General features: G+C 59.6%; 16 protein-coding genes and 2 pseudogenes. 11 read left to right on the top strand and 7 right to left on the bottom strand.

Translation table 11 applies throughout. From position 1 onward, the window contains the following. Positions 1–3: 3 nt before the first annotated feature. The 4 genes from NKI20_RS07355 to NKI20_RS07370 form a co-directional block, all read right to left on the bottom strand. Complete coding sequence (locus NKI20_RS07355; protein ID WP_352829474.1) at positions 4–1,242, bottom strand: aromatic ring-hydroxylating oxygenase subunit alpha; 1,239 nt, start codon at positions 1,240–1,242, stop codon at positions 4–6. Between the two features lie 330 nt (positions 1,243–1,572). After that, complete coding sequence (locus tag NKI20_RS07360) at positions 1,573–3,777, bottom strand: dipeptide ABC transporter ATP-binding protein (RefSeq protein ID WP_352829475.1); 2,205 nt, start codon at positions 3,775–3,777, stop codon at positions 1,573–1,575. Between the two features lie 48 nt (positions 3,778–3,825). Then, positions 3,826–4,983, bottom strand: a complete 1,158-nt coding sequence (locus tag NKI20_RS07365) for an ABC transporter permease (RefSeq protein ID WP_352829477.1) — start codon at positions 4,981–4,983, stop codon at positions 3,826–3,828. Positions 4,984–4,995: 12 nt separating this feature from the next. Further along, positions 4,996–6,030: an ABC transporter permease gene (locus NKI20_RS07370; protein ID WP_352829480.1), complete on the bottom strand. Its 1,035-nt coding sequence runs from the start codon at positions 6,028–6,030 to the stop codon at positions 4,996–4,998. Positions 6,031–6,682: 652 nt separating this feature from the next. On the opposite strand from NKI20_RS07370, the gene NKI20_RS07375 reads away from it, so the two are divergent. Then, the gene (locus tag NKI20_RS07375) at positions 6,683–8,332 is read left to right on the top strand and encodes an ABC transporter substrate-binding protein (protein ID WP_352829482.1); all 1,650 of its coding nucleotides are present in this window, start codon (positions 6,683–6,685) and stop codon (positions 8,330–8,332) included. 509 nt (positions 8,333–8,841) lie between these two features. Further along, the gene (locus NKI20_RS07380) at positions 8,842–9,720 is read left to right on the top strand and encodes a LysR family transcriptional regulator (RefSeq protein WP_352829484.1); all 879 of its coding nucleotides are present in this window, start codon (positions 8,842–8,844) and stop codon (positions 9,718–9,720) included. 55 nt (positions 9,721–9,775) lie between these two features. Here the strand turns inward: NKI20_RS07380 and NKI20_RS07385 are convergent, their stop codons facing one another. Then, complete coding sequence (locus tag NKI20_RS07385) at positions 9,776–10,771, bottom strand: isopenicillin N synthase family dioxygenase (RefSeq protein ID WP_352829486.1); 996 nt, start codon at positions 10,769–10,771, stop codon at positions 9,776–9,778. A 192-nt stretch (positions 10,772–10,963) separates the two neighbouring features. Further along, the gene (locus NKI20_RS07390) at positions 10,964–11,875 is read right to left on the bottom strand and encodes a LysR substrate-binding domain-containing protein (RefSeq protein ID WP_352829488.1); all 912 of its coding nucleotides are present in this window, start codon (positions 11,873–11,875) and stop codon (positions 10,964–10,966) included. Positions 11,876–12,279: 404 nt separating this feature from the next. Between NKI20_RS07390 and NKI20_RS07395 the strand changes: the two genes are divergently transcribed. The 9 genes and pseudogenes from NKI20_RS07395 to gfa all read left to right on the top strand — a co-directional run. After that, a complete protein-coding gene (locus NKI20_RS07395) occupies positions 12,280–13,830 on the top strand; it encodes a trimethylamine methyltransferase family protein (RefSeq protein WP_352829490.1) in 1,551 nt (516 codons plus the stop codon). Positions 13,831–13,838: 8 nt separating this feature from the next. Next, positions 13,839–14,948, top strand: coding sequence for a mandelate racemase/muconate lactonizing enzyme family protein (locus tag NKI20_RS07400; protein ID WP_352829492.1), 1,110 nt, complete (start codon positions 13,839–13,841; stop codon positions 14,946–14,948). Further along, positions 14,948–16,009, top strand: coding sequence for a GlxA family transcriptional regulator (locus tag NKI20_RS07405; RefSeq protein ID WP_352829613.1), 1,062 nt, complete (start codon positions 14,948–14,950; stop codon positions 16,007–16,009). Before NKI20_RS07400 ends, NKI20_RS07405 begins: the two co-directional genes overlap by 1 nt. 92 nt (positions 16,010–16,101) lie before the next feature. Beyond that, a complete protein-coding gene (locus NKI20_RS07410) occupies positions 16,102–17,007 on the top strand; it encodes a dihydrodipicolinate synthase family protein (RefSeq protein ID WP_352829494.1) in 906 nt (301 codons plus the stop codon). A gap of 2 nt (positions 17,008–17,009) precedes the next feature. Beyond that, positions 17,010–18,509 carry an aldehyde dehydrogenase gene (locus NKI20_RS07415; RefSeq protein WP_352829496.1) on the top strand — a complete coding sequence of 500 codons (1,500 nt, stop codon included), beginning with the start codon at positions 17,010–17,012 and terminating at the stop codon, positions 18,507–18,509. Then, entirely contained in the window at positions 18,506–19,852 is a 1,347-nt protein-coding gene (locus tag NKI20_RS07420; RefSeq protein WP_352829498.1) for an NAD(P)/FAD-dependent oxidoreductase, read from the top strand. The genes NKI20_RS07415 and NKI20_RS07420 overlap by 4 nt, the downstream gene beginning before the upstream one ends. A gap of 31 nt (positions 19,853–19,883) precedes the next feature. Then, positions 19,884–20,343, top strand: a pseudogene (locus tag NKI20_RS07425) (glutathione S-transferase family protein); the annotation flags it as partial. Between the two features lie 55 nt (positions 20,344–20,398). Continuing rightward, positions 20,399–21,526 (top strand): S-(hydroxymethyl)glutathione dehydrogenase/class III alcohol dehydrogenase, encoded by a 1,128-nt coding sequence (locus tag NKI20_RS07430; RefSeq protein WP_352829500.1) that lies wholly within the window; start codon positions 20,399–20,401, stop codon positions 21,524–21,526. 286 nt (positions 21,527–21,812) lie between these two features. Then, positions 21,813–22,235 (top strand): annotated as a pseudogene (gfa, locus tag NKI20_RS07435) (S-(hydroxymethyl)glutathione synthase); the annotation flags it as partial. A gap of 124 nt (positions 22,236–22,359) precedes the next feature. Here gfa and dddP read toward each other — a convergent pair. Next, positions 22,360–23,691, bottom strand: coding sequence for a dimethylsulfonioproprionate lyase DddP (gene dddP, locus NKI20_RS07440; protein ID WP_352829502.1), 1,332 nt, complete (start codon positions 23,689–23,691; stop codon positions 22,360–22,362). Positions 23,692–23,693 lie beyond the last annotated feature (2 nt).

Genomic DNA, 23,693 nt, shown 5'->3' on the forward strand with positions numbered 1-23,693 from the left:
GGATCACTCCGCGGCCAATTGCATCGAGGCCTGAGAGCGCTCAAGCCAGTTCGCGTACCAATCGACGAATTGGGTCACACCGCTTTCCTGAACCGGCGAATATGGTCCGGGAACATAGGCGGGAGAAAAGATCCCTTGCTGATTGGTCTCGACGATCTCGCGGTCTTCATCATTGGTTGAAATCCAGACCTCGGTCAGGCGCTTGAGATCGTAGTCGACCGCTTCGACGGCATCTTTGTTGACAAGCCAGGTGGTTGTGACCTCGGTTTCCGTGGCGCTGATTGGCGTGACTCGGAAGGTCAAGGAGTGATCCGGCAGGAAGTGGCTCCAGGTCGTTGGATAATGGAACATCAACAGCGAGCCTGCTTCGGGCAGAGCTACCCGGCCAAGATTCTTGTGAACGGCCGCCTTACCGTCGAGCGTGTAGCTGACGGCCCCTTGCTGCAGCGGCATCCGCGCCAGTCGAAACTGACCGCTGCCGCCAAGGCGGAACTGCGATGGCGCGCCCGAGCCTTCACAACGGTCAAAATGCGCCTGAAGCGTCGCCGAGACCGACCCGTCAGCAGACACTCCCGCCACTTCCGGGTCGAGTGAGAAGGAGAGGCAGAGCGACGGATGGTTGCTGCTGCAGTGGTAGCATTCGCGGTTGTTTTCCCACACAAGCTTCCAGTTGGCCTTCTCGATGATGGTCGACGTATGCGCGACCTTCGCATTGTTGAGGTCATGGACGTCAAGGTAGGGAAGGGCCAGCTTGGCAAACGGTTCAAAGTCTGGGGGCGTTTCGGACAGACAGACGTAGACCAGGCCGGCTAGATTGCGCAGTTGGACGGGCTTCAGGCCGTGTTTGGACATGTCGAAATCGGGGCCCATGTCATTTGCCCAGATGAGCTTGCCGTCAAGCTCATAGGTCCACTGGTGATAGGGGCAGACGAGTTTGGCCACTTGGCCTTCGCGCGCCTTGCAAATCATCGATCCGCGATGGCGGCAGGAATTGTGGAAGGCGCGGATTTCACCATCGCGGGCGCGCACGATGATCACCTCATAGGCGCCCACGCGCGTCGTCACATAGCTACCGGCTTTTGCAAGCTGGCACGCCGGGATTGCGTAGAGCCATTCCTGATAGAAGATGTGCTCAAGATCGAGCTGGTAAACCGTCGGCGACGTGTAAAAGGGCTGCTCGAGGGCATAGCCCGAGACGCGGCGCGCTAACAATTCTTGGATCGGCGGCGACGAGGCGTTCATGCGAAAATTCCACGGATGGCGTACATTTTGAGTTGAAATTTTCTTATCTCAATCTTTTGCGCAATAGCATTTATTTTCACCTCGATTTACTTCAGCTAACCTCTTGCGTGCCGCCTGCGCTTGCTGCACGAAAAGAAAAGCCATGACTCCAGGACCGAATGGTCTCCCTTCTGGTAACCGCCTCATCTGCTTTGAGGTGGCGCCTGAACTGCGAGTTCGAATGCCGCTGAGGAATTGAACGTGGTGCCCAGGGTGTCAGCCGCCAGATCAAGGCCCCTATCGCGACTGGAACCTGGTCGACTGCGAGCTTCCGTGAACCAATAGTGACCGTCAGTTCGGTACCTCGGGTCCCTTGGACTTGTGAATTGTCGCGCCTGAGCCGCGCGGCGCGTCTTCCGGCACGCCCTCATGCGCTGCATGTTCCTTGTCGAATTTGATCACCGGCTCCATTTTTGCCAGCACGTCGTCGGCCAGCCAGCACAGGCTCATATGACCGTCGCCGAGATGTTTGACCGGCGGCACCTTCGTCTCGCACAGATTGTCCGGCACCAGCTTCTTGTAGCCGCAGCGCGTCTGGAACGGACAGCCCGAGGGCGGGTTCATCGCCGAGGGGATGTCGCCCTCCAGCACGATGTGCCGCTTGACCACGCTGGTGTCGGCGATCGGGATCGCCGACAGCAACGCCTCGGTATAGGGGTGATAGGGCGGCGAAAAGATCTGGTCGGTCGTGCCCTGCTCGACGATATAGCCGAGATACATCACGACGACGCGGTCGGCGATGTAGCGCACGACAGACAGGTCGTGGCTGATGAACAGCATCGTCGTCTTGTTCTTGCGCTGGATGTCCATCAGCAGTTCGGTCACCGCTGCCTGCACGGAGACGTCGAGTGCCGACACCGGCTCGTCGGCCACCACCACCTTGGCATCGCCGGCGAAGGCCCGCGCCACGCCGATGCGCTGCTTCTGGCCGCCGGAAAGCTGGCGCGGCTTGCGGGTTTCGAACGCCCGCGGCAACTTCACCAGGTCGAGCAGTTCCAGCATGCGCTTGCGGCGGTCGGCCACCGTATTGCCGACATTGAACTTTTCCAGCGTGCGGATGATCTGCGAACCGACCGAATGGCTGGGGTTCAGCGTGTCGAACGGATTCTGGAACACCATCTGGATCGACGACACGGTTTCGACGCTGCGCCTTTCGATGCCGGTCGATTGGATCTCCTTGTTGCCGAGCGTCACGGTGCCCGAGCTTGCCGTCTCCAGGCCGAGCAGCACCTTGGCCAGCGTCGACTTTCCGCAGCCGGATTCGCCGACGATGGCGACGGTCTCGGATTCGCGCGCCATGAACGAGATCGTCTCGTTGGCCTTGACGACGCGGCCTTCGCTCGAACCGAACACCTCGCTGCCGCCGACCTTGTAGTATTTCCTCAGATCTTCGATCTTGAGCACCGGCGCGCCGGGCACGACGCGCTCATTGACCTTCTTGGCGCCGGGCGGCAGCGCTTCCCAGTCGATCTCGTTGAAGCGCACGCAGCGCGAAAAATGGCCGTCATGGCCGTCGACCGCAATCATCGGGATCTCGGCAGCGTTGCAGACGCCTTCGACGAAATGGTGGCAGCGCGGACCGAAATTGCAGCCCTTGGGGCGCTCATGCGGCAGCGGCAATTGCCCGGGGATGGAGATCAGCGGCCGTGAATTCTTGTCGGCGCCCGGCAGCGGGATCGAGCGAAACAGCCCTTGCGTATAGGGATGGCGCATCCGGTCGAACACATCCTTGATCTTGCCGGTCTCCACCGCTTCGCCGGAATACATCACCGTGATGCGGTCGCAGGTCTCCAGGATCAGGCCGAGATTGTGCGACACGAAGATCATCGAGGTGCCGAACTTCTCGCCGAGGCCCTTGACCAGGTCGACGATGCCCGCCTCCACCGTCACGTCGAGCGCCGTCGTTGGCTCGTCGAGCAAAAGCAGCGCCGGCTTCGACAACAGCGCCATGGCGATGACGATGCGCTGCTGCTGGCCGCCGGAAAGCTGGTGGGGGTAGGAGCGCATCATGCGCTCGGGATCGGGCAGCTTGACCGAACGCACCATATCCAGCGCGCGTGTATAGGCCTCCTCCTTCGACACCTTGTCGTGGATCAGCGGCACTTCCATCAATTGCTGGCCGACCTTCATCGCCGGATTGAGGCTCGCCATCGGCTCTTGATAGATCATGGCGATCTTGTTGCCGCGGATGGCGCGCAGCTCCTCGTCGGACAGCTCGCCCATGTCCTTGCCCTGGAACTTGATCTTGCCGCCGACGATCTTTCCGATGTTGGAGAGGTCGCGCATGATACCGAGCGACACGGTCGACTTGCCGCAACCGGATTCGCCGACGATGCCCATCGCCTCGCCGGGCATGACCGTGCAGGAAAAATCCATGACGGCCGGTATCTCGCCTTTGCGGGTGAAGAAGGAGATCGACAGGTTTTCGATCTCGATGATCGGCGCAACGGTTGGCCCAGGGGTCGGCTTGCCGGGATTTCGAACTGCCTCATTCATGGGTCGCTCCAATCCTATTTTCATGCTCGCGGGGCCGAAACCCGCAGATCAGTCTTTCATCGATTGTTCGCGCAGCGAGTCGGCAAGCAGGTTCAAGCCCAGCACGAACGACATCAGCGCGATCGTCGGCGGCAGCGCCGGGTGGATGAAGGAGCGCAGCAGGCGGCTGGCGTCCTTGATCGCGGTGCCCCAATCCGGGCTCTCCGGCGCCAGGCCCAGCCCGAAATAGCCGAGCGTGCCGAGCAGGATCGTGGTGTAGCCGATGCGCAGGCAGGCATCGACGATCAGCGGCCCGCGCGCATTGGGCAGGATCTCCCACAGCATGATGTACCAGGGCGATTCACCGCGCGTCTGCGCCGCCGCCACATAGTCGCGCGTCTTGATGTCCATCACCAGGCCGCGCACGATGCGGAATACGCCGGGGCTGGAGGCGAACACTACCGCCACGAAGATGTTGAGCTGGTTGGGATCGATGTGGATGATCTTGAACGGATCGGCGTCGAACACCAGGCCGGCATAGACCCAGCCGCCGATGATCAGCGTCAGCCCGAGCAATATATAGAGGCGGTCCGGCCGGTTCTTGTAGCGGGTCCAGAACAGCACCGAAAAGAAGATGATCGGGAACAGGAAGAACAGCCCGGCCATGGCGTATGGGATCGGCGTATCCATGATGCCCGGCGTCACCAGCAGGTAAAACAGCAGGATCACCGGGAAGGCCAGCACCAGATTGGCCAGGAACGACAGCACGGTGTCGATCCTGCCGCCATAATAGCCGGCCGGCAGGCCAAGCGTGATGCCGACCATCAGCGCAAAACCAGTCGCCGCCGGCGCGATGATCAGCACGATCTGGCTGCCATAGACCATGCGGGAAAACACGTCGCGGGCGAGCTTGTCGCCGCCGAACAGATAGGCGAGCCCCGACTGCGGTTCGATCGCACCCGGCAGCATGTCCTTCATGATCGGAATCTGGGCCAGCGGATCGAAGGGCGAGATGGTCGATGCGAAGATCGCCGTGAACAGCCAGAACAGGCAGATACCGACGCCGACAATGCCGACGCCGCTGTCGAACAGCTGGCCGTAGAGACCGAGCCTCTTCTTGTAGGTAAAGCTCGCCCCCATCACCAGAGCGAGTGCGATCCAGACCGGCCAGAAACGCGCCAGAACGCCAAGCACGACATTGAAGCCGCTGAGATATTCGACCTGCATCCGCCCGACCCCCTACTGAACTCTGATACGCGGATTGAGAAACGCGTAGCCGACATCGGAAATGAGCTGGGTGATCAGGACGATGAACACCGAAACCAGCGAACAACCGAGCAAAAGATCGATGTCGTTGTTACCGGCCGCCTCGACCAGCGTGTAGCCAAAGCCCTGGTAGCGGAACATCACCTCGACGATGACGACGCCGGTGAGCAGCCAGGGAAATTGCAGCATGATGACCGTGAACGGCGCAATCAGCGCGTTGCGCAGCGCGTGCTTGACCACGACGCTGCCGAAGGACAGGCCCTTCAGCCGGGCCGTGCGGATATATTGCTGCGTCATCACCTCGACCATCGAGGCGCGCGTCATGCGGGCGATGTAGCCGATGCCGTAGATCGCCAGTGTCATCACCGGCAGCGTGAAATTATAGAAGGTTATGCCCTGGCTTGCCGAGGCCGCCGAGCCGTTCAGCCAGCCTAGCCACGAGGCGAAGATGACCGTGAAGATGACACCCGACACATATTCAGGCGTCGCCGTCGAGGCAATCGAGGCCACCGACAGCACCCGATCGGTTCGGGAGCCTTCGCGCATGCCGGCAAGGATGCCGATGAGCAGCGATATGGGCACCATCACCAACAGCACACAGAGCATCAGGATGCCGGTGGCGCTCAACGCCGGAAACAGCTTCGACGCGACAGTCGTCTTGAACTTGGTCGAGCAGCCGAAATCGCCTTCCAGGATGCCGGAGAAGGTTGGCACCAGCGGATCATTGCAGAAGGAGAAGCGCTGTATGGGCTTCCCCGTCGCCGGGTCGGTCACCGGCTGCTTGGGCATGAGGCCGAGCCACTGGCCATAGCGGACAAAGAAGTTCTGGCGGTAGCCATGGTTGACCAGCCAACTCTCGAGCTGCTCGGCGGAGGTATGCATTTCCGTCTGGCCGATCGCCAGCTTCTTCAGGTTGGGTTCGAGGTTGATCAGGAAAAAGACGACCATCGTCAGGCACAGCATCGTCAATGCCATGGTGCCGAGACGCCTGATAACGAAAGAAAGCATGGCGGCCCCCTGCCGATGGGGTTGGGGTTTGAGCCGGCTCCAACGCCTTGCCTGCCGTCGCGGGCGGGCTGGTCGTCAAACAGGCTTCGGATGCGATCAGCGGGTAACTTGCTTGCTCAAAGGATCGTTCTTCTCGCCCGGACCAAGCAGAAGTTCGCTAACATGGAACCGCGATAGTACACATCGCAAAAAAGTAACCTGCCGATTGACTTTTTTTCGAGAAAAGATTTGCCTCCCACTTGCAGGATCGCCCTTGGATCGCTTGCCAGCCCGACCTGAGAGAAGTTCATGCACCTCGGGAGGAAAACTTCTCACCACCGCAAATCGGCCCCTCGGCATCATAGCCAGCAACAGCCACGATAGAGCTGCACATTCGCTCGCTTCTATAGTCTTTCCGAAGGTCCGCCACTGCTCTCGACCGCCTTTCTCGAAGTGGCGGACATGCAAGCGCGACGGACAATCCGAACCGCAGACATGTTGTCAGGAGCCGAGTGCGTTTTAGTCAACACGGGCGTGAGATTTTTGCATTAGGGCAATCGCCGCGCATCCAGCAATAGTCGGGCGCTGAGCGGCTCACGCGCCGGCTTCTTTCTTCTCCGCCTGTCGAGGACACTACGAGAGGAATTGAGAACGTCAACTGGGGAATTTAACAATGAGCTTTTTTCGAAGCAACGGCGATCGTGTTCCAAGCGCCATCGATGCGATGGCACTAGAGACGCGCGCGGGCCGTGTGGACCGACGCGAGTTTTTTGCGCTGGCAAGCGCCTTCGGCGCATCGACGGCCCTTGCCTACGGCATGATCGGCCTTGCCGTGCCGCAACAGGCCCTGGCCGAAGAGCCGAAGAAGGGCGGGACGCTGCACATATCGATGTCGGTGAAGGGACAAAAGGATCCGCGCACCTATGACTGGGTGGAGATGGCAAACATCACCCGCACTTGGCTGGAGCCGCTTGTCCGCTATACCAGAGAATTCACTTTCGAGCCGGTGCTGCTCGAAAGCTGGGAGGTCAACGACGACGCCACCGAATATGTCCTGCACGTGCGCAAGGGCGTCACCTGGAACAATGGCGATGCGTTCAATGCCGACGACGTGGTCTACAATCTGACGCGCTGGTGCGAGAAGGCTGCCGCGGGCAATTCCATGGCCGCGCGCGTCGGGGCGCTGATCGACGCCAAGACCGGCAAGGCCAGGGACGGTGCGATCACCAAGGTCGACGACAACACGGTCAAGCTGAAGCTGAACGAACCGGATATCTCGCTGATCCCGAACTTCACCGACTATCCAGCACTTGTCGTCCATCGCAATTTCGATGCCGACGGTGCTGATCCGATCAAGAAGCCGATCGGTACCGGGCCTTTCGAACTGGTGTCCTATGCGGTCGGCCAGAAGGCGATGGTCAAGCGCCGTGAAAACGGCAAATGGTGGGGCGGCGAAGCGCCGCTCGACAGTGTCGAGTTCATCGACTACGGCACCGACTTCAACGCCTCGATCAATGCATTCGACTCTGGCGAGATCGATCTCAATTTCGAAACACCGGCCGACTTCATCGACATTCTCGACAAGATGGATCTGGTGAAAACAGAGGTGGCGACCGCGACGACACTCGTTGCCCGCACCAACATCACCCACAAACCCTATGACGACCAACGGGTGCGCAACGCGCTGCAAATGGCCGTGGACAACAATGCCGTGCTCGAACTCGGCTATGCCGGGCGAGGGACCGTCGGCGAGAACCACCACGTCGCCCCGATCCACCCGGAATATTACGCGCTGCCCAAGAAGGCGCGCGACGCCGCCGGCGCCAAGAAGCTGATGGCCGAGGCCGGACAGGCCGACTTCGAGCATGAACTGATCACCGTCGAGGACGATTGGCAAAAGAACACCGGCGACGCGATCGCTGGCCAGTTGCGCGATGCCGGGATCAAGGTGAAGCGCACGGTGCTCCCGGGTTCGACCTTCTGGAACGACTGGACGAAATATCCCTATTCGATGACCATCTGGTACATGCGTCCGCTTGGGGTCCAGGTGCTGGCGCTCGGCTATCGCACCGGCGAGGCCTGGAATGAATCGGCCTATTCGAATCCGGATTTCGATGCCAAGCTCAAGCAGGCTCTGTCGCTCGTCGACTTAGAGAAGCGCCGCGAGGTGATGAAGGACGTCGAGCAGATCCTGCAGGATTCGGGCGTTATCATCCAGCCGTTCTGGCAGAAGCTCTACAGCCACACGAACAAGAAGGTGAAAAACTACAGCATCCATCAAACCTTCGAGATGGATCTCCAGAACGTCTGGCTGGACGCCTGAGTTAGCTCCCAAGGCTGGCCATGACCCGCCGGCACCTGTAGCAGAAGACAGGTGCCGGCGGGCCAAGAGTGGAGCCATGTGCACTCTACCCACCACGGTCTCAGTCAGACGAAGGCGAGCAACCAATGGTTCTGAACTAGCCTTCGGCGACCTCTCAGGTAACCCTGGAGAGATCGTCTTGAAGTTCGAAAGTATCTCCACTCGGCCCACATCGCCTCTGGGCCCCGACAGTCAGATAGATCGCAATGGCTTCGCGGCTGTGTTGGAGCCGCTCGTCCAAGCCGGCGTGCACGGTATGATCGGTGGCGGATCGAAGGGTGAGACCACGCCCAGAGCGCCCGGGAAGGCTTCGATCTCACCGTGTTTGCCGAGGAGGTTTTTGGCAGCCGGATTTCGCGGCCGGAACAGGCACTATCAATCGCTAGCATTTGTTCTCATCCCAATTTAGTTCAGCTAATCTCTTGCGCTCCGCCCTCGCATGACCCTGAAGCCAGGTCCGAAGAGCCCCGATGCCAAGACCGTACGATCTCTCCTCGGTGACCGCTCTCATCTGCTTCGAGGCGGCCGCCCGAAATGCGAGTTTCAAGAAGGCTGCTCAGGAATTGAACGTGACACCCGCGGCGATCAGTCATCAAATCAAGGCGCTTGAGGGTGACTTGGGATGCAACCTGTTTCTGCGCATGAGCCGCGGTGTCGAATTGACTGAGAAAGGGGCATTCTTGTTCGTTGCGGTTCAGCGCGGGCTTGAGACGATTTCCGACGCCGTTACTCACATGCGTGACCGCCCGGAAACCGCTGACGTGACCATCCGGACAACGACGGCCGTCAGTTCGCTCTGGCTTACACCGAAGATTTCAGCCTTCTGGAAAAGCCATCCCACCATCACTGTCTCACAGATCGTCAGCGACGTGCCTGGAACAGCTATCCGCTGCGATCTAAGTATTCAATACGGGGATGAGCAGGAGAATCAGGAGGAGTGTCACAAGCTCTTTCAAGATCGCATTGTCGCGCTCGGAACCCCAAAATTCGCGGCCGAGCACGGCATTGGGCGCGTTGAGGATCTGCTCAAGGCGCCCTTGATTCATACGAACAACGAGGAAACCGACTGGACGAACTGGCCGGACTGGTTTCAAGCGCTTGGACACACCATCCCAAAGGGCCGCAGGTTTTCCGTGAACAACTACATGATTGCCCTCCAAGCCGCCCAGGATGATATCGGGGCGGTATTGGGGTGGGATGGATTGGTCAAAAGCCTGATCGAACAGGGTCGGCTTGTCACACTTGTGCCCGACAATATTCCCTCACCCAGGGCATTTTTTCTGAAAATCCATCCCAGGGCAGGTTCGAAAGCGCGGCTTTTTGCGAGTTGGCTCGCCAAAGGCTCTTGAGCAGCGGCTCTCTTGCTCGCTGACTTTTTCGGGCGCCTTCACATCACCGCGCCCGCTATGCCTTGGCCAAGTGGGCGTAGCTTGCTGCGAAACGCCCGAATTTGTGCTCTCCACAAGTCACCGGCTTATAGCGACGCGGGTTGCCATCCGTGACGCATGACGCCAGGGGTTCGATGATTGCATCGAAATCAGCATCGATAAAGAACGGGATCGAATAACGCTCCCGCCCAGTGGTGTTGACCACGCGGTGCATGTTCGCCAGATAGACATCATTGGTGAGCCGTTGGATCAGGTCGCCAATGTTGATGACGAAGGTGCCGTGGATGGGCGTCCCCTCTACCCAGTCGCCATCTCGGTTCATGACCTGCAGGCCGCCGACGTCGTCCTGCGCCAGAATGGTCAGATTGCCATAATCGGTGTGCGCACCGATACCGATGATGTTTTCCCCGACATAACCCCCTTGCGGAGGGTAGTGGAGAAGGCGCTGGATACTGATCGGGTTTTGCATCAGTTTCTCGAAATGATCTTCCTGCAAGTCCAGACTGAGCGCGATGCCCCTCAACAGCGTTTTCGCGAGGACGACCATTTTCTGATGGTATGCGTATGTCAGCTCGGAAAACTCGGGCAGAGTTGAGGGCCACTGGTTGGAGCCAAAAAACGGACCTTCCAGGGTCGAGCGCTCAGGGCCGATATCAAAGCACTCTTTGAGGTCTTTCGTCTTGCCTGGATCGGTGTTTTCCCCGAATGGCTCGATGTATCCGCGCAGCGCGACATCCGATTTGCTTACGTGCAGCTCCATCTTCTGGGTCATGGGCAAATCAAAAAACCGGCGGCTCACGTCGAACACCGAATCGACGAACTCCTGGGGGATCCCATGGTTCTTCACGTACATGAAGCCAGTGTTCGACAGCGCCCAACGTATCTGCTTGGCCACCGCCTGCTTGTTGCTACCATCGAGAAGTGGGGCGATGTCGATCACCGGAATCTTTTCGAAGCTTTCGCGCTTCGCACGCAGCTTGTCGTCCAGTTTGGCAACGAGATCTACGGACATTGAGCACCTTGGTTTGATGGAGGGAGACAGGCGGACCTTGGCCCATTCGGTCCGATCTCCTCAACTGCAATAATATTGCTTTCGGATTACTTCTAATAACCTGGTGTTACCTCGGAAGACCGCTGCCTATGCGACGTTGACGACAGGATCGCCGTGACATCCAAACCAGGAGCGCTTTGGTGCGGAAGAACTTTAGGTGCTTCGTTCCTGCGCAGCGATTTCTCGTATCCAGCTTCGCAGGATTTCGGCAGCGGGCGAAAGCGTGCGGTTATCGTTCCAGGTGAGATAATAGGCCCCTGGCGCCGGAAGCTCGAGTTCGGTCAGCCTGACTAGTTTGCCGTCCTCGATCTGTGACTTCACGAGCCGATGCCAGCCCAGCGCAACGCCCTGGTCAGCCTGAGCCGCCTGCATGGCTACAAGGAACTTGCCGAATCGGCGGCCGCGGGTCGGACCGTGAGGCACGGCCGCACGACGCAAGACCTCGTCCCAGACCGCCCAGTTTGGGTCAACCCAGTCGACATGCAGCAGGGGAAGATCCGGCAAGGATGCTGCCGTCGCGTCTCGATGCACTGTGGCAAATTCCACCCCGCAGACCGGATAGATGGTTTCGCTGAAAAGAAGCTCGGCATTCTCGTCAGGCCACGAGCCGAATCCGTATCGGATGCGCAACTCCACCTCGGCCCTTCGATAGTCGCGCGGATTGTCGGAAATCAGATGATCGACCGCAATCTCGCCGTACCGTGTCCAGAAATCGGGCATGCGCGGTATCAGCCACATTGTAGCAAAGGCGTCGGAACAGGCGAGCGTGACGTTCTTGGAGCGATCGCCGCGCTTGACGGTGCGCACAATTTCGGCTGCGCGCGAAAAGCCGCTCGCCAGAACGCCATAAAGTTCCTCGCCGGCGCTCGTCAGTATCACCCCTGAGCCCAGCCTCACAAACAACTGAACGCCAAGTTCGTCCTCGACCGCCTTGACCTGCCTGCTGACCGCTCCGGGAGTCACGTTCAGCTCTCCTGCCGCCAGTTTGAATGACAGGTGCCTGGCGGAAGCTTCGAAGACGGCGAGAGCTGTCAGGGAAGGCAGGTCATAGTATCGGCGAACCATCTTGGGCTCCAAACATTCCAAAACCGAGCCGCGCAGCGATTTCGGCAAGACGTAGGCGAGACGTCGACACGACGTAGCGATCTTTGCCATGCATACACCAGATCGCACCTTCCGAAAGCTGGCGCCGTCGGGACTGCAGGTATTTTCACGCTGAACATGCTGACCGTCGCAACTCATTAAAGGCGAGAGTTCTGCAGGGGGTGTTACGGGCCAGCTTTCAGTGATGAGCTGCGTTTCTCCTGACGATGGTGATCCATCGCGAGCGACGTGGCGAAGCCACGGACTTCCGCAGATAAGTCAACCCGCGCGTGAGACTTTTGCAGTAGGTCAAATCGGCGGGTTGCAGCAATAGTCGCGCGCGGTCCGGCTGCGGCCCGCATTGTTGTATCTTTTTGGAGGCCCGCATGACCGTAGACGCGCAACTCTCTCGAAGGGGAGGGCGCGATGCGCGCCGGATTATTCGGACCGCGCCCAAAGTGGAGATGCTGCCGACGCTCAAGCGCGGGCTACCCGTAGTCGAGCCCATGGATGCAGAGCAGGTAGAACGTATTCACGAAGCGTCGCTGGCGATCCTGGAAGAGGTAGGGGTGGTGTTCCGCGACCCGATCGCTCTTGAGGACTGGAAGAGAGCAGGCGCCGACGTTCGCGGTGAGCGGGTCCATCTGGATCGCGGGTTGGTAATGAATCTGATCAAAACAATCCCGGCCGACATTGAGTATTTCGCTCGTAACCCGGCGAAAAACGTCCAGCTGGGAGGTCCGAATTCGATCTTCGTGCCGATGACCGGCGCGCCTTACATGCGTGATCTTGACGACGTGCGTCGCGGCCCGACCATTGCGGACCTGGGAACCTTCCACAAGCTGGCGCACATGATGCCGGCGCTGCACTCATCGGCGCACCACATCGTCGAGCCGATGGATATCGTCGTAGCGCACCGACATCTGCACATCACCTACTCGTCGATGAAGCATTCCGACAAGATTTTCATGGGCATGACCACCTCGCCCAAGAACGCCGAGGACGTGCTCGACATGTGCGAGATTCTCTTTGGCAAAGGCTTCATGGAAACGCATGCGGTCACGACAGGAAACTGCAACGGCAATTCTCCGCTCGTGTGGGACCAGGTCATGCTCGGCGCCATGCGGGCGTTCTGCCGGCGCAACCAGCCAGTGCTGTGCTCGCCATTCGTGCTGGGCGGCGCAAACACGCCCGCGTCGACGGCGGCTGCGGTGGCGCAGCTTAATGCCGAGGCACTGTCGGCACTCGCCTACACCCAAGTGATCCGCAAGGGCTGCCCGGCCATCTACGGGCATTACCTGTCGACGGTCTCCATGCAGTCCGGCGCCCCGATGGCTGGAACGCCCGAGATATCGCTGATGAACTTCATGATCGGCCAGATGGCGCGACGTTACAACGTCCCGTGGCGCACATCGAACCTGCTCGGCGGCGCCAAGATTTTCGATGCGCAGGCCGGCTACGAAAGCGCCATGACAATGATGGCGGTGCTGATGTCCGGCGCCAACTACATCTGGCACTCGGCGGGCTGGAACGAAGCCGGGATGCATTGTTCCATCGCGAAGTTCGTCGTCGATGCCGAGGTTTGTGCCATGGGCTATCGCATGACCCAAGGTATCCACTGGGATGATTTCGACGAGGCCTTGGCCGCCATCCGTGACGTTGGACCCGGTGGCCACTATCTCGGCCATCCGCATACCCAGGCCAACTTCGAACGCGCATTTTTCATACCAAAACTGTTCGACAACAATTCGATCGAGCAATGGAAGGTCGACGGGTCCAAGGACATAAAGCAAAGGGCGCTCGACCATGCGAAGCACCTTTTGGGAGAGTACCAGGAGCCCACGCTGGACCAGGCCAAAGATGAAGAACTGCGCGCCTATATTGATCGACGCTCGCGCGAAATCCCGGCGGTAGACGCACTCAACGACGATTATTGAGCGTCGTCATGCGCATCAACAGGATCAACGTCTACTCGGCCCAGCTTCCCATCAAGGGTGGCGCGTACAAGATGGCGAGCGCCGACGTCCACTCATTGGACAGCACACTTGTCGAGGTTGTGACGGATGACGGCACTACGGGATGGGGCGAAACCTGCCCCGTCGGATCAGTCTATCAACCCCATCACGCGCTGGGCGCTCGGGCGGCGATAGCGGAGATCGCGCCGGGCCTGATTGGAGGGTCGACCCAGTCGCCGCGACATCTTGCCAAGCGGATGGATGAGAGACTGAATGGGCACAACTATGCCAAGGCCGCGTTCGACATAGCGTTCCTCGACCTCATTGGCCAGCGTCTTGATGTGCCGGTGTCGACGCTGCTGGGCGGAGCACTTACAGACCGCGTGCCGTCTTACTACTCCCTGATTGTGGGCTCTCCAGACGAAACCGCGCGTATCGCGGCAGACAAGGTCAGAGCGGGCTACCCGCGTATCCAGATCAAGATTGGAGGTCGCAACCTGGAGAAGGACGCAGCAACGGTGCATAAGGTCTGGGAAGCTGTGGGCCTCAAGGCAAGCATCGTTGTGGACGGCAATCGTGGCATGTCCGTTGCGTCTGCGCTGCAATTGGATCGGCTTTGCCAAAACATCCCATGTGTGTTCGAGCAGCCCTGCAACAGCATGGAAGAGGTCGCGACTCTGCGGGGAAGGTTTACCCATCCCATCTATCTGGACGAGAACACCGAAGATCTGAATGCAGTATTGCGGGCCATCTCATCCGGCATCGCCGATGGTTTTGGCTTCAAAGTCACACGGCTGGGCGGACTAACCAAAATGATGACCGCCCGCGACATGTGTTCGATCCGGTCGCTGCCGCACACTTGCGACGACGCTTGGGGCGGCGACGTTATCGCAGCCGCCTGCGCTCATCTTGCTTCCACGGTCGAGCCACGTCGCTTTGAAGGGGCGTGGATCGCGCAAGAATACATCGATGGGCACTACGACAATACGAACCCCGTGGTCATAGAAAACGGTTATATCGCCGTGCCGCAGCGATCGGGCCTCGGGGTCAAGCCAGAAGCCGGCGTCTTTGGCGTCCCGGTAGCGAGCTATGGTTGCTGATGAACGCTCCGGCCCGCATCCACGAAACCAGCAGCCCCGTCCACCTTGACGCTGCGCTTCAGGAGTCGGGGGAGCCGCATGAAATTGCCGTGCTCGTGTTGCAGGGATTTTCCCATCTGGCGCTTCACGCCTATATCGAGCCCTTCCGCATAGCCAACACGGTTTCCCGGCTTCCTCTCTTCCGCTGGCGGATTGCTGGGATCGACGGCCAAGCGGTCTTGGGCGCCAACGGGCTTTCGATACCGGTGGACGTGACAGTCAAGGAATTGACAGCGGGCGGGTCCAACAGCTGCAGGCTGAACCAGTTCGCCATCGTGGCGGGGGAACCGGTCGACAATCAGATGACGCCTCAGCTGAACGCGTTCCTCCGGCTTCTGGCGCGGCGCGGGGTATCGATATCGGCGGTGGGCACGGCGACGTGGCTGCTCGCCCAGACGGGCCTGCTCACGGATACCCGTTGCACCATTCATTGGTCACGCCTCGCGGCTTTCTCCGAGATTTTTCACAAGCCACGCATCCGTGATTCCCTGTTCGTCAGGGATGGCCAATATTCAAGCTGCGCCGGTGAATTGGCGGCCTTCGACCTCGCGGTGGATCTCATCGCCAGTCACGCGGGCGCCTACATCGCCCAGGAGGTGTGCCGTCATGCCACGGTAGAGGGCCAGCGATCCGGTTCGAACCGCCAGACGGGTCCTTCAGGTCTGGCGTTTGCAGGCGTCTGCGACAAGCTGGCGATGGCAATGCGCATCATGGAAGAGAATGTCGAAATTCCGCTTTTGATGGGTGATATTGCGGATCGGGTTGGAATTTCCCGCCGGCAGCTTGAACGCCTGTTCGCAACTCACATAAATCAGCCACCTGCTCGTCACTACCTCCGGATCAGGGTCGACCAAGCCAAGCGCCTGATCGAAGGCACGCGAATGCCCATCATCGATATTGCCGTTGCCTGCGGGTTTATGTCGGCGTCACATTTTGCCAAATGCTTCCGCATCATCAATGGCCTTTCGCCGCAGGAATGCCGGGCAATGGTGCCAGTTTGGGTCGGGCCGGGACTAGGGTGAAAAGCCCAGCTGCAGCGAAAGCTTCGTCTCGCCGGCAAGTTTTTTCGTCCGACTAGGACGGGTGCCTGACAGAATAGGTTGAGGAGAATTTGATGAAATTCGAAGGGATATACACTCCCGTCATCACGCCACATCGTGACGATGGTTCAATCGATCGCGATGCGTTCTCCAAAATTGTCGAGCACCTAATAGCATCAGGTGTGCACGGCATCATCAGCGGCGGGTCGACGGGCGAATACTATGCGCAGTCGATGGACGAACGCGTCGAAATGGCTAAGTTCGCCAAGGAAGTCATTGGCGATCGCGTGTCTCTTACCATCGGCACAGTCGCTATCCGTCTCCCGGACTCGATCCTGATGGCCGAGACAGCAGCCAGGATCGGCGCTTCGGCCATTCTCGTCGGATCGCCGCCCTATTCGGTGCCAACGGAGCGCGAAAACGCCCTCAACGCCTTGGCGATCGACCGGGCGGCGGACCTCCCGATCATGCTCTATAACTACCCGGGCCGCATGGGGATTAACATGGGCGAGGATTTCCTCGACCGCGTCGCCCGCAGCCGAAATTTCTGCGCCATCAAGGAGAGCTCCGGCGACATCAACCGGGTACATCTGCTCGCCCGCGACTATCCGCACATCCAGATGTCCTGCGGAATGGACGACCAGGCCTTGGAGTTCTTTGCCTGGGGAGCGCGCAGTTGGGTCTGCGGGGGCTCGAACTTCCTGCCGAAGGAACATCTCGCGCTTTACCGCGCATGTGCGGTCGAGGGCAATTTCACCAAGGGGCGTCGCATCATGTCCGCCCTGATGCCTTTGATGCGCGTGCTGGAGCAGGGGGGGAAATTCATTCAATGCATCAAGCACGGCTGCGAAATGGGCGGGTTCCATGCCGGCCCCCCACGGCCACCGCTTAAGGGATTGAACAAGGACGATAGGCGCCAACTGGAACAGGTTGTGCGGGTTCTGAAGCGCACGATTGCGGACATAGAAGCGGAGGCATGAGCATGGGCAATCTTCTGACACACGACGAATATGTGGCGATTGCCGCCAAGTTGGAGTTTCCGACACAGGCCTTCATCGACGGCAGCTTCAGACCGGCAATCTCGGGGAAAACATTCGAAACGACCAACCCGGCCACGGGCAAGGTGCTGGCAAAGGTTGCCTCCTGCGGTCCCGAGGACGTCGACTTTGCCGTACAAAAGGCGCGAGACGCGTTCGAGGACGGTCGGTGGTCGCGCCTTCATCCGTCGGCACGTAAGGACGCCCTCATCCGTCTCACCAAGCTCATGAGGCGCAATGCCCACGAACTGGCCGTTCTGGAAAGCCTCGACAGCGGCAAGACGATCTACGATTGCGAGAACGTCGATGTCCCTGAAACCATCTACTGCCTTGCCTGGCATGCGGAACTGATCGACAAGATCTACGATCAGGTGGCGCCGGCCTCAGACAACCACATTGCGATGATCGTCCGCGAACCCGTCGGCGTGGTGGGCTTGGTCCTGCCCTGGAATTTCCCGCTGCTGATGCTGGCCTGGAAGATCGGACCGGCACTCGCCGCGGGCAACTCGATCATCGTCAAGCCGGCCAAGGAAACGACCTTGACCGCGCTGCGTGTCGCCGAGCTTGCGATGGAAGCGGGCATCCCCTCCGGCGTCTTCAACGTGCTGCCGGGCGGTGGCTCCGAAGTCGGGGAGCCGCTTGGGCGGCACATGAACGTGGATATGGTGTCGTTCACGGGCTCGACGGAGACCGGCAGACGCTTTCCGCGCTATTCGGCGGACTCGAACCTCAAGGAAGTGACATTGGAGATGGGCGGCAAGAACCCGGCCATCGTGCTGGACGACGCGGAGAATATCGATCGCGTCGCCGCCCACGTCGTGAACGGCGCGTTCTGGAACATGGGGCAGAACTGCTCTGCCTCGTCGCGGCTCATCGTTCAACGCGGCATCAAGGACGAACTCCTCAAGCGGGTTATCGCGCATGCCCGGGAGTGGCCGATGGGCGATCCGCTCAATCCCGAGAATCGGGTGGGTGCGCTGGTTTCCAAGGCGCACTTCGAAAAAGTCTGCTCCTATTTCGAAAAGGGCCAGAAGGTGCTGCTCGGCGGAAAGGCCAAGGGGGCGTTCGTGGAACTCACGATCCTGGACGTCAGCGACCGCAGCGCGAAGGTCGCGCGGGAAGAGATCTTCGGACCGATCCTTACGGTGCTGACTGTCGAGAGCTTCGATGAAGCGATCACGCTCGCGAACGACACAGAATACGGACTGTGTGCGTCGATCTACACATCGAACGCGAAACGAGCCATAAGGGGAGCCCGGGCGATCCGGGCGGGTACCGTGACCGTCAACAGCTTCGGGGAGGGAGACATCACAACCCCCTTCGGAGGCTTCAAGTCTTCCGGCTTCGGCGGCCGCGACAACGGCATCCACGCCCACGACCAGTATACCAGAATCAAGACTATCTGGCTTAATCTCACCGATGACGCGGACGAGGCGGTCGCGTGACTGTCCATAAGGCTGAAAGGCTGCCGGTCCAACGGGGGCCGGCAGCCTGGAACGCCATCCTCCCGGCCCAGCCCTGTTCCGCGCCCCTCGAAGGCAACATCCGTATCGATGTCGCCATAATCGGCGGCGGCTTTGCCGGTCTTTCAGCCGCCAAACGCCTGCGCCAACAAGACGCGAGCCTTCGTATAGCGGTTCTTGAGGCCGGTGGTCTCGCGGAAGGCGCTTCCGGCCGCAACTCCGGCTTCATGATCGATCTGCCTCACGATTTGCAGTCCGATGATTACGCCGGAAAAGGTGTGGAGGAGGACAAGAAAATGATCGCGCTGAATCGCGCGGGCATTCGCTTCGCCAAGGAATGCGTCGAAGAGTACGGAATGCACCCCGCCTATTTTGATCCAGCGGGCAAGATCAACGGAGCAGCCAGCGGGACCGCGCACAGCCTCAACGCAAGTTACGCCAGACACCTTACCGACTTGGGCGAACCCAGCGAGATCCTCGACGCAAAGGCGATGCAAGAGGTAACGGGAAGTCGCCACTACACCTCTGGCCTTTACACGCCCGGAACCGTGATGATCCAGCCGGCGGGCTATATCCGGTCGCTGGGTACAGGCCTTCGACGCGACGGCGTGTTCGTGTTTGAGAGATCCCCTGTGTCAAAGTTCGTAAGACTGAACCAGGATTGGATACTTACAACGCCAAGTGGCCATGTCACCGCCGCGAAGGTCATTCTTGCCAACAACGGACACCTTGAGAGCTTCGGCTTCGCACGCAAGCGCCTCATGCACGTTTTCCTGTACGCCTCGATGACTTCCGAACTCGACGCTGAAGCCCTTTCCAGGCTGGGAGGGCAACCTCGTTGGGGCATTACCCCATCCGACCCGATGGGTACGACGATGAGGCGTATCGACACTGCACAGGGCGGAAACCGCATCATTACCCGGACCTGCGCCAGCTATCTTCCTGGAATGGTGCCGTCGAAGTCAGCGGTCGCCCGTGCGGCAAAGGTTCATCGGCGAAAATTCGCCGACCGCTTTCCTGCCATCGCCGATGTTCCGATGGAATACAGTTGGGCTGGACACCTGTGCCTCACCTGGAACGGCGTCTCGGTGATGCGCGAACTTGAGCCGGGTCTTTTCTCGGCCTGCTGCTGCAACGGTTTGGGAACGGTGCGCAGCACGCTAACCGGCATCGCCGCCGCGGATATCTTGCTAAACCGGCCCTCGAAGATTTCCGCGCATTTCATGGCTGAACCGGAACCATCAAAGCTCGTACCGTCGCCGTTCGCCGAGATTGGCGCGAACCTCTACTTCCGTTGGAAAGAGTGGAGGGCCCGTGAGGAATAACGTTACCAAAGTCACTAACCTTGCTGGGCCGGAATGGTTCCTGGAGCTCAACGCGCTCGACCAGTTGCCGGTCATCCAGGATGACGGTCCCAATCCTGCGCGACGCGCAGGCGATCCAGATCTATTTGGCTTGAAATACGATCCGTCGCGCACCTGGCAGCCGCGCGGCGATCGCGCTCTGCTCGGCGAGATCAGCTAGTGGCTGGCCTTCGCCTACGGATCACCTCGAGCGCTTCGGTCGCCCGCTTGCACGATGCGATGTTCTACGATTTTGATATCGATGCCGCCGCGCCGGCGCGCACCGCCTGCTCTGCATGCCCGACGAACATCGGTGGTTTGACGAGCAGCAGGGCCGTGGCTGGGTCTGTTCGGCCTCGCATCCGACCATCGCCGCGGAGGTCCGGCGCTGGTGCGATCGCGTGAAGCGCATCAAGGGGTTCATGGTCATGTCGGGTGTGTTCCTGGCCGGACATGCCAAGGCCGCGGCATGATTTCAATCAGCAAGCCGGAGCAAGTGCTCCGGCACAATGTCTTGGGAGAGAACAAATGAAAACCCGCGCCGCTGTCGCCGTTGCCGCTGGAAAGCCGCTGGAGATCATGGAGGTCGACCTCGATGGTCCGCGCGACGGGGAAGTGCTGGTCGAGATCAAGGCGACCGGCATCTGCCACACCGACGAGTTCACTTTGTCGGGGGCCGATCCGGAAGGCCTGTTTCCGGCCATCCTCGGCCATGAGGGTGCCGGCGTCGTCGTCGATGTCGGCAAGGGCGTCACCTCGGTCAAGAAGGGCGACCACGTCATCCCGCTCTACACGCCGGAATGCCGGCAGTGCCCGTCCTGCCTGACGCGCAAGACCAACCTGTGCACGGCGATCCGCGCCACGCAGGGGCAAGGCCTGATGCCGGATGGCTCGTCGCGCTTCTCGATCGGCAAGGACAAGATCTTTCACTATATGGGCTGCTCGACCTTCTCCAATTTTACCGTGCTGCCCGAGATCGCGGTCGCAAAAGTCAATCCCGACGCGCCCTTCGACAAGATCTGCTACATCGGCTGCGGGGTCACCACCGGCATCGGTGCCGTCATCAACACCGCCAAGGTCGAGCAGGGTGCAACCGCTGTCGTCTTCGGTCTCGGCGGCATCGGCTTGAATGTCATCCAGGGGCTGAAGCTTGCGGGCGCCGACATGATCATCGGCGTCGATCTCAACAACGACAAGAAAGAATGGGGCGAGCGGTTCGGCATGACGCATTTCGTCAATCCGAAGGAGATCGACGGCGATATCGTGCCTCACCTCGTCAACATGACCAAGCGCGGCGCCGACCAGATCGGCGGCGCCGACTACACATTCGACTGCACCGGCAACACCAAGGTGATGCGCCAGGCGCTGGAAGCCTCGCATCGCGGCTGGGGCAAGTCGGTCGTCATCGGCGTCGCCGGTGCCGGCCAGGAGATTTCGACCCGGCCGTTCCAGCTGGTCACCGGGCGCAGCTGGATGGGCACCGCCTTTGGCGGCGCGCGCGGCCGCACCGACGTGCCGAAGATCGTCGACTGGTACATGGACGGCAAGATCCAGATCGACCCGATGATCACCCACACGCTGAAGCTCGAGGACATCAACAAGGGCTTCGACCTCATGCATGAGGGCAAGTCGATCAGGAGTGTGGTGGTTTATTGAAAGAGGTTCGAATTCGCTTCGTCGACCCTGAGAAGTCGACGATCCATCGAATACGGAACTTTGGCGAGGATCTTTGGCGGAGCTTTCGACAGGAAAAGCACGTCACGATCAATCTGGAGGAGATCGACCGTGCTCAAGATGAGATCGCTTACCTCGTGCATGACAGTTTTTCAGGAGGAGCCTGACCGAAGTGCATCGTCTGCTGAAGGTGCATTTCAAGGAAACTGAGGTGGTCATCGAGACCTAATCGAGATGACAAAACAGGGAGGAAGAAAATGCGGAAAAACTGCATCCCAAGATCGACAATGGCCTACCCAAGGAAAGCGCCAGCTTTGCCGGCGGCACGCTGGTCTGTGCCTGCACCAGCAAACCGGTGAAGGTGAAGATCAAGGGCCAGATCGCCCACAACCATGCCTGCGGCTGCACCAAATGCTGGAAGCCGGCCGACGCGCTGTTTTCGGTCGTCGGCGTGGTGCCGAGCGACAACGTCAAGGTCACGGCAAACAAGACGAAGCTGAAGGTAGTTGACAAGAAGGCGCTGATCCAGCGGCATGCCTGCCGCGGCTGCGGCGTTCACATGTATGGACCGGTCGAGCGCGACCATGCCTTCAAAGGTCTGTCCTTCATCCACCCGGAACTGTTTCAAGAGAGTTACTGGGCACCGCCCGGCTTTGCCGCCTTCGTCTCCTCGATCATTGAATCCGGCGTCGCCTCATTTCGGACCTGCTGTCGACTGACGTCAAAGTCCAAGAGCGGCACTTAATTAGAGACGGTCGCGATTGCCTCAAAAGCGGACACGGCTAATCGACGAACAGTTTCACAGATGGACAATGCTAGATCATCAAAGCCGGATCAAATGGGCATTTTGTCAGGTTTTCAAAACCGCTCTCCGTGATCAAAACCTGCTCTTCGAGCTTTACGCCTTCACGGCCGCCGACGGCACCGATATAGGCCTCAACGCACAATGTCATTCCCGGCTCGAGAACATAGTCGAATGCTCCCGGGATAAAGTCTTCGGGATAGAGGATCGCGGGATATTCGTCGCATAGACCGATGCCGTGCATCATGACGCCATATCGCTGATCCACGAACTCGGCAGGGAGCTTGTGGCCGCGCTCGGTTAGTTCGTTGAATGATACGCCAGCTTTTAGCATGGCCATGTTGGTCATCATGTGCCCGAACACGATGGCGTGTAGCCTTCGCTGTTCGTCGGTTGGCCTGCCGTCGCCGCAATACCAAGTGCGCGAAAAATCCGCACACATACCATAAGGCCCGATCATGTCGGTGTCGAACGCGACCAGGTCCGCTGGCATAATGCGTCGAGGGCCGGCTTCTTGCATCCACGGGTTCGTGCGTGGGCCGGAAGTCAAAATGCGCGTTTCGATCCACTCGCCGCCGCGGGCGATGTTTTCGGCATGAAGAACCGACCACAATTCTGTTTCGGCGATGCCTGGCCGCAAACGATCGCGCATCTTGCCAACGGCGATTTCGCATGTGGCTAGCGAGCAGCGCATCGCGTTGATCTCGTCGACACCTTTGATGGCCCTCGCATGCTCCATGAGTTGCATGCCGTTGCAGACCTCGATGCCGACTCCTTCCATCGCGCGCAGGCCGGGAATTTCGATTTTGTCGACGGCAAGACGTCGGTTCTTGCCGGAACAGCGTCGCATTAATTCATCGATCTGCCCCGCGAATTGTTTGGCGATTGGTTCCTCTGCATCACCGGCAACGAAATAGTAGAATCCCGCCCCACCGTCTCGGATTTCGTTGATGAGCGGCAGGTAGGTCGAAAGATGATTGCAGCGGTGAAAGTCCCAGAGAACGACATACCCATCCGCTGACACGAACACGGCTCGCGACGGATTGTGCATGGTCCAGATATGCATGTTCGAGGAGTCGGTCGCATATCGAATGTTCAGCGGATCGAAGCAAAGCACGCCGGCGTAATCCCGTTGGCGCAGCTGTTGCACGATGCGGTTTAGCCGGGTTTTCCTCATCCGTTCGACGTTAGGGGCAGTGAGTCCGAGCTGCTCCCATTCAGCAAAAGCGACATCTGTAGGGCCGATTTCCACCCGATCGTTGTTGTCGATGGTCCCGTCCGCCTTGAGTGCCGTTGCGCCTCGGGTCGGATCGATCTTGTGATTCACGATCGAAAACGAAGACATTG

It is taken from the genome of Mesorhizobium sp. M0830, from assembly GCF_040319965.1.
In the GTDB taxonomy this organism is placed as follows: domain Bacteria; phylum Pseudomonadota; class Alphaproteobacteria; order Rhizobiales; family Rhizobiaceae; genus Mesorhizobium.

Excerpts from the sequence above, each read along its gene's own strand:
- NKI20_RS07355 (WP_352829474.1), bottom strand. The coding sequence starts at position 1,242 with ATGAACGCCTCGTCGCCGCCGATCCAAGAATTGTTAGCGCGCCGCGTC.
- NKI20_RS07360 (WP_352829475.1), bottom strand. The coding sequence starts at position 3,777 with ATGAATGAGGCAGTTCGAAATCCCGGCAAGCCGACCCCTGGGCCAACC.
- NKI20_RS07365 (WP_352829477.1), bottom strand. The coding sequence starts at position 4,983 with ATGCAGGTCGAATATCTCAGCGGCTTCAATGTCGTGCTTGGCGTTCTG.
- NKI20_RS07370 (WP_352829480.1), bottom strand. The coding sequence starts at position 6,030 with ATGCTTTCTTTCGTTATCAGGCGTCTCGGCACCATGGCATTGACGATG.
- NKI20_RS07375 (WP_352829482.1), top strand. The coding sequence starts at position 6,683 with ATGAGCTTTTTTCGAAGCAACGGCGATCGTGTTCCAAGCGCCATCGAT.
- NKI20_RS07380 (WP_352829484.1), top strand. The coding sequence starts at position 8,842 with ATGCCAAGACCGTACGATCTCTCCTCGGTGACCGCTCTCATCTGCTTC.
- NKI20_RS07385 (WP_352829486.1), bottom strand. The coding sequence starts at position 10,771 with ATGTCCGTAGATCTCGTTGCCAAACTGGACGACAAGCTGCGTGCGAAG.
- NKI20_RS07390 (WP_352829488.1), bottom strand. The coding sequence starts at position 11,875 with ATGGTTCGCCGATACTATGACCTGCCTTCCCTGACAGCTCTCGCCGTC.
- NKI20_RS07395 (WP_352829490.1), top strand. The coding sequence starts at position 12,280 with ATGACCGTAGACGCGCAACTCTCTCGAAGGGGAGGGCGCGATGCGCGC.
- NKI20_RS07400 (WP_352829492.1), top strand. The coding sequence starts at position 13,839 with ATGCGCATCAACAGGATCAACGTCTACTCGGCCCAGCTTCCCATCAAG.
- NKI20_RS07405 (WP_352829613.1), top strand. The coding sequence starts at position 14,948 with ATGAACGCTCCGGCCCGCATCCACGAAACCAGCAGCCCCGTCCACCTT.
- NKI20_RS07410 (WP_352829494.1), top strand. The coding sequence starts at position 16,102 with ATGAAATTCGAAGGGATATACACTCCCGTCATCACGCCACATCGTGAC.
- NKI20_RS07415 (WP_352829496.1), top strand. The coding sequence starts at position 17,010 with ATGGGCAATCTTCTGACACACGACGAATATGTGGCGATTGCCGCCAAG.
- NKI20_RS07430 (WP_352829500.1), top strand. The coding sequence starts at position 20,399 with ATGAAAACCCGCGCCGCTGTCGCCGTTGCCGCTGGAAAGCCGCTGGAG.
- dddP (WP_352829502.1), bottom strand. The coding sequence starts at position 23,691 with ATGTCTTCGTTTTCGATCGTGAATCACAAGATCGATCCGACCCGAGGC.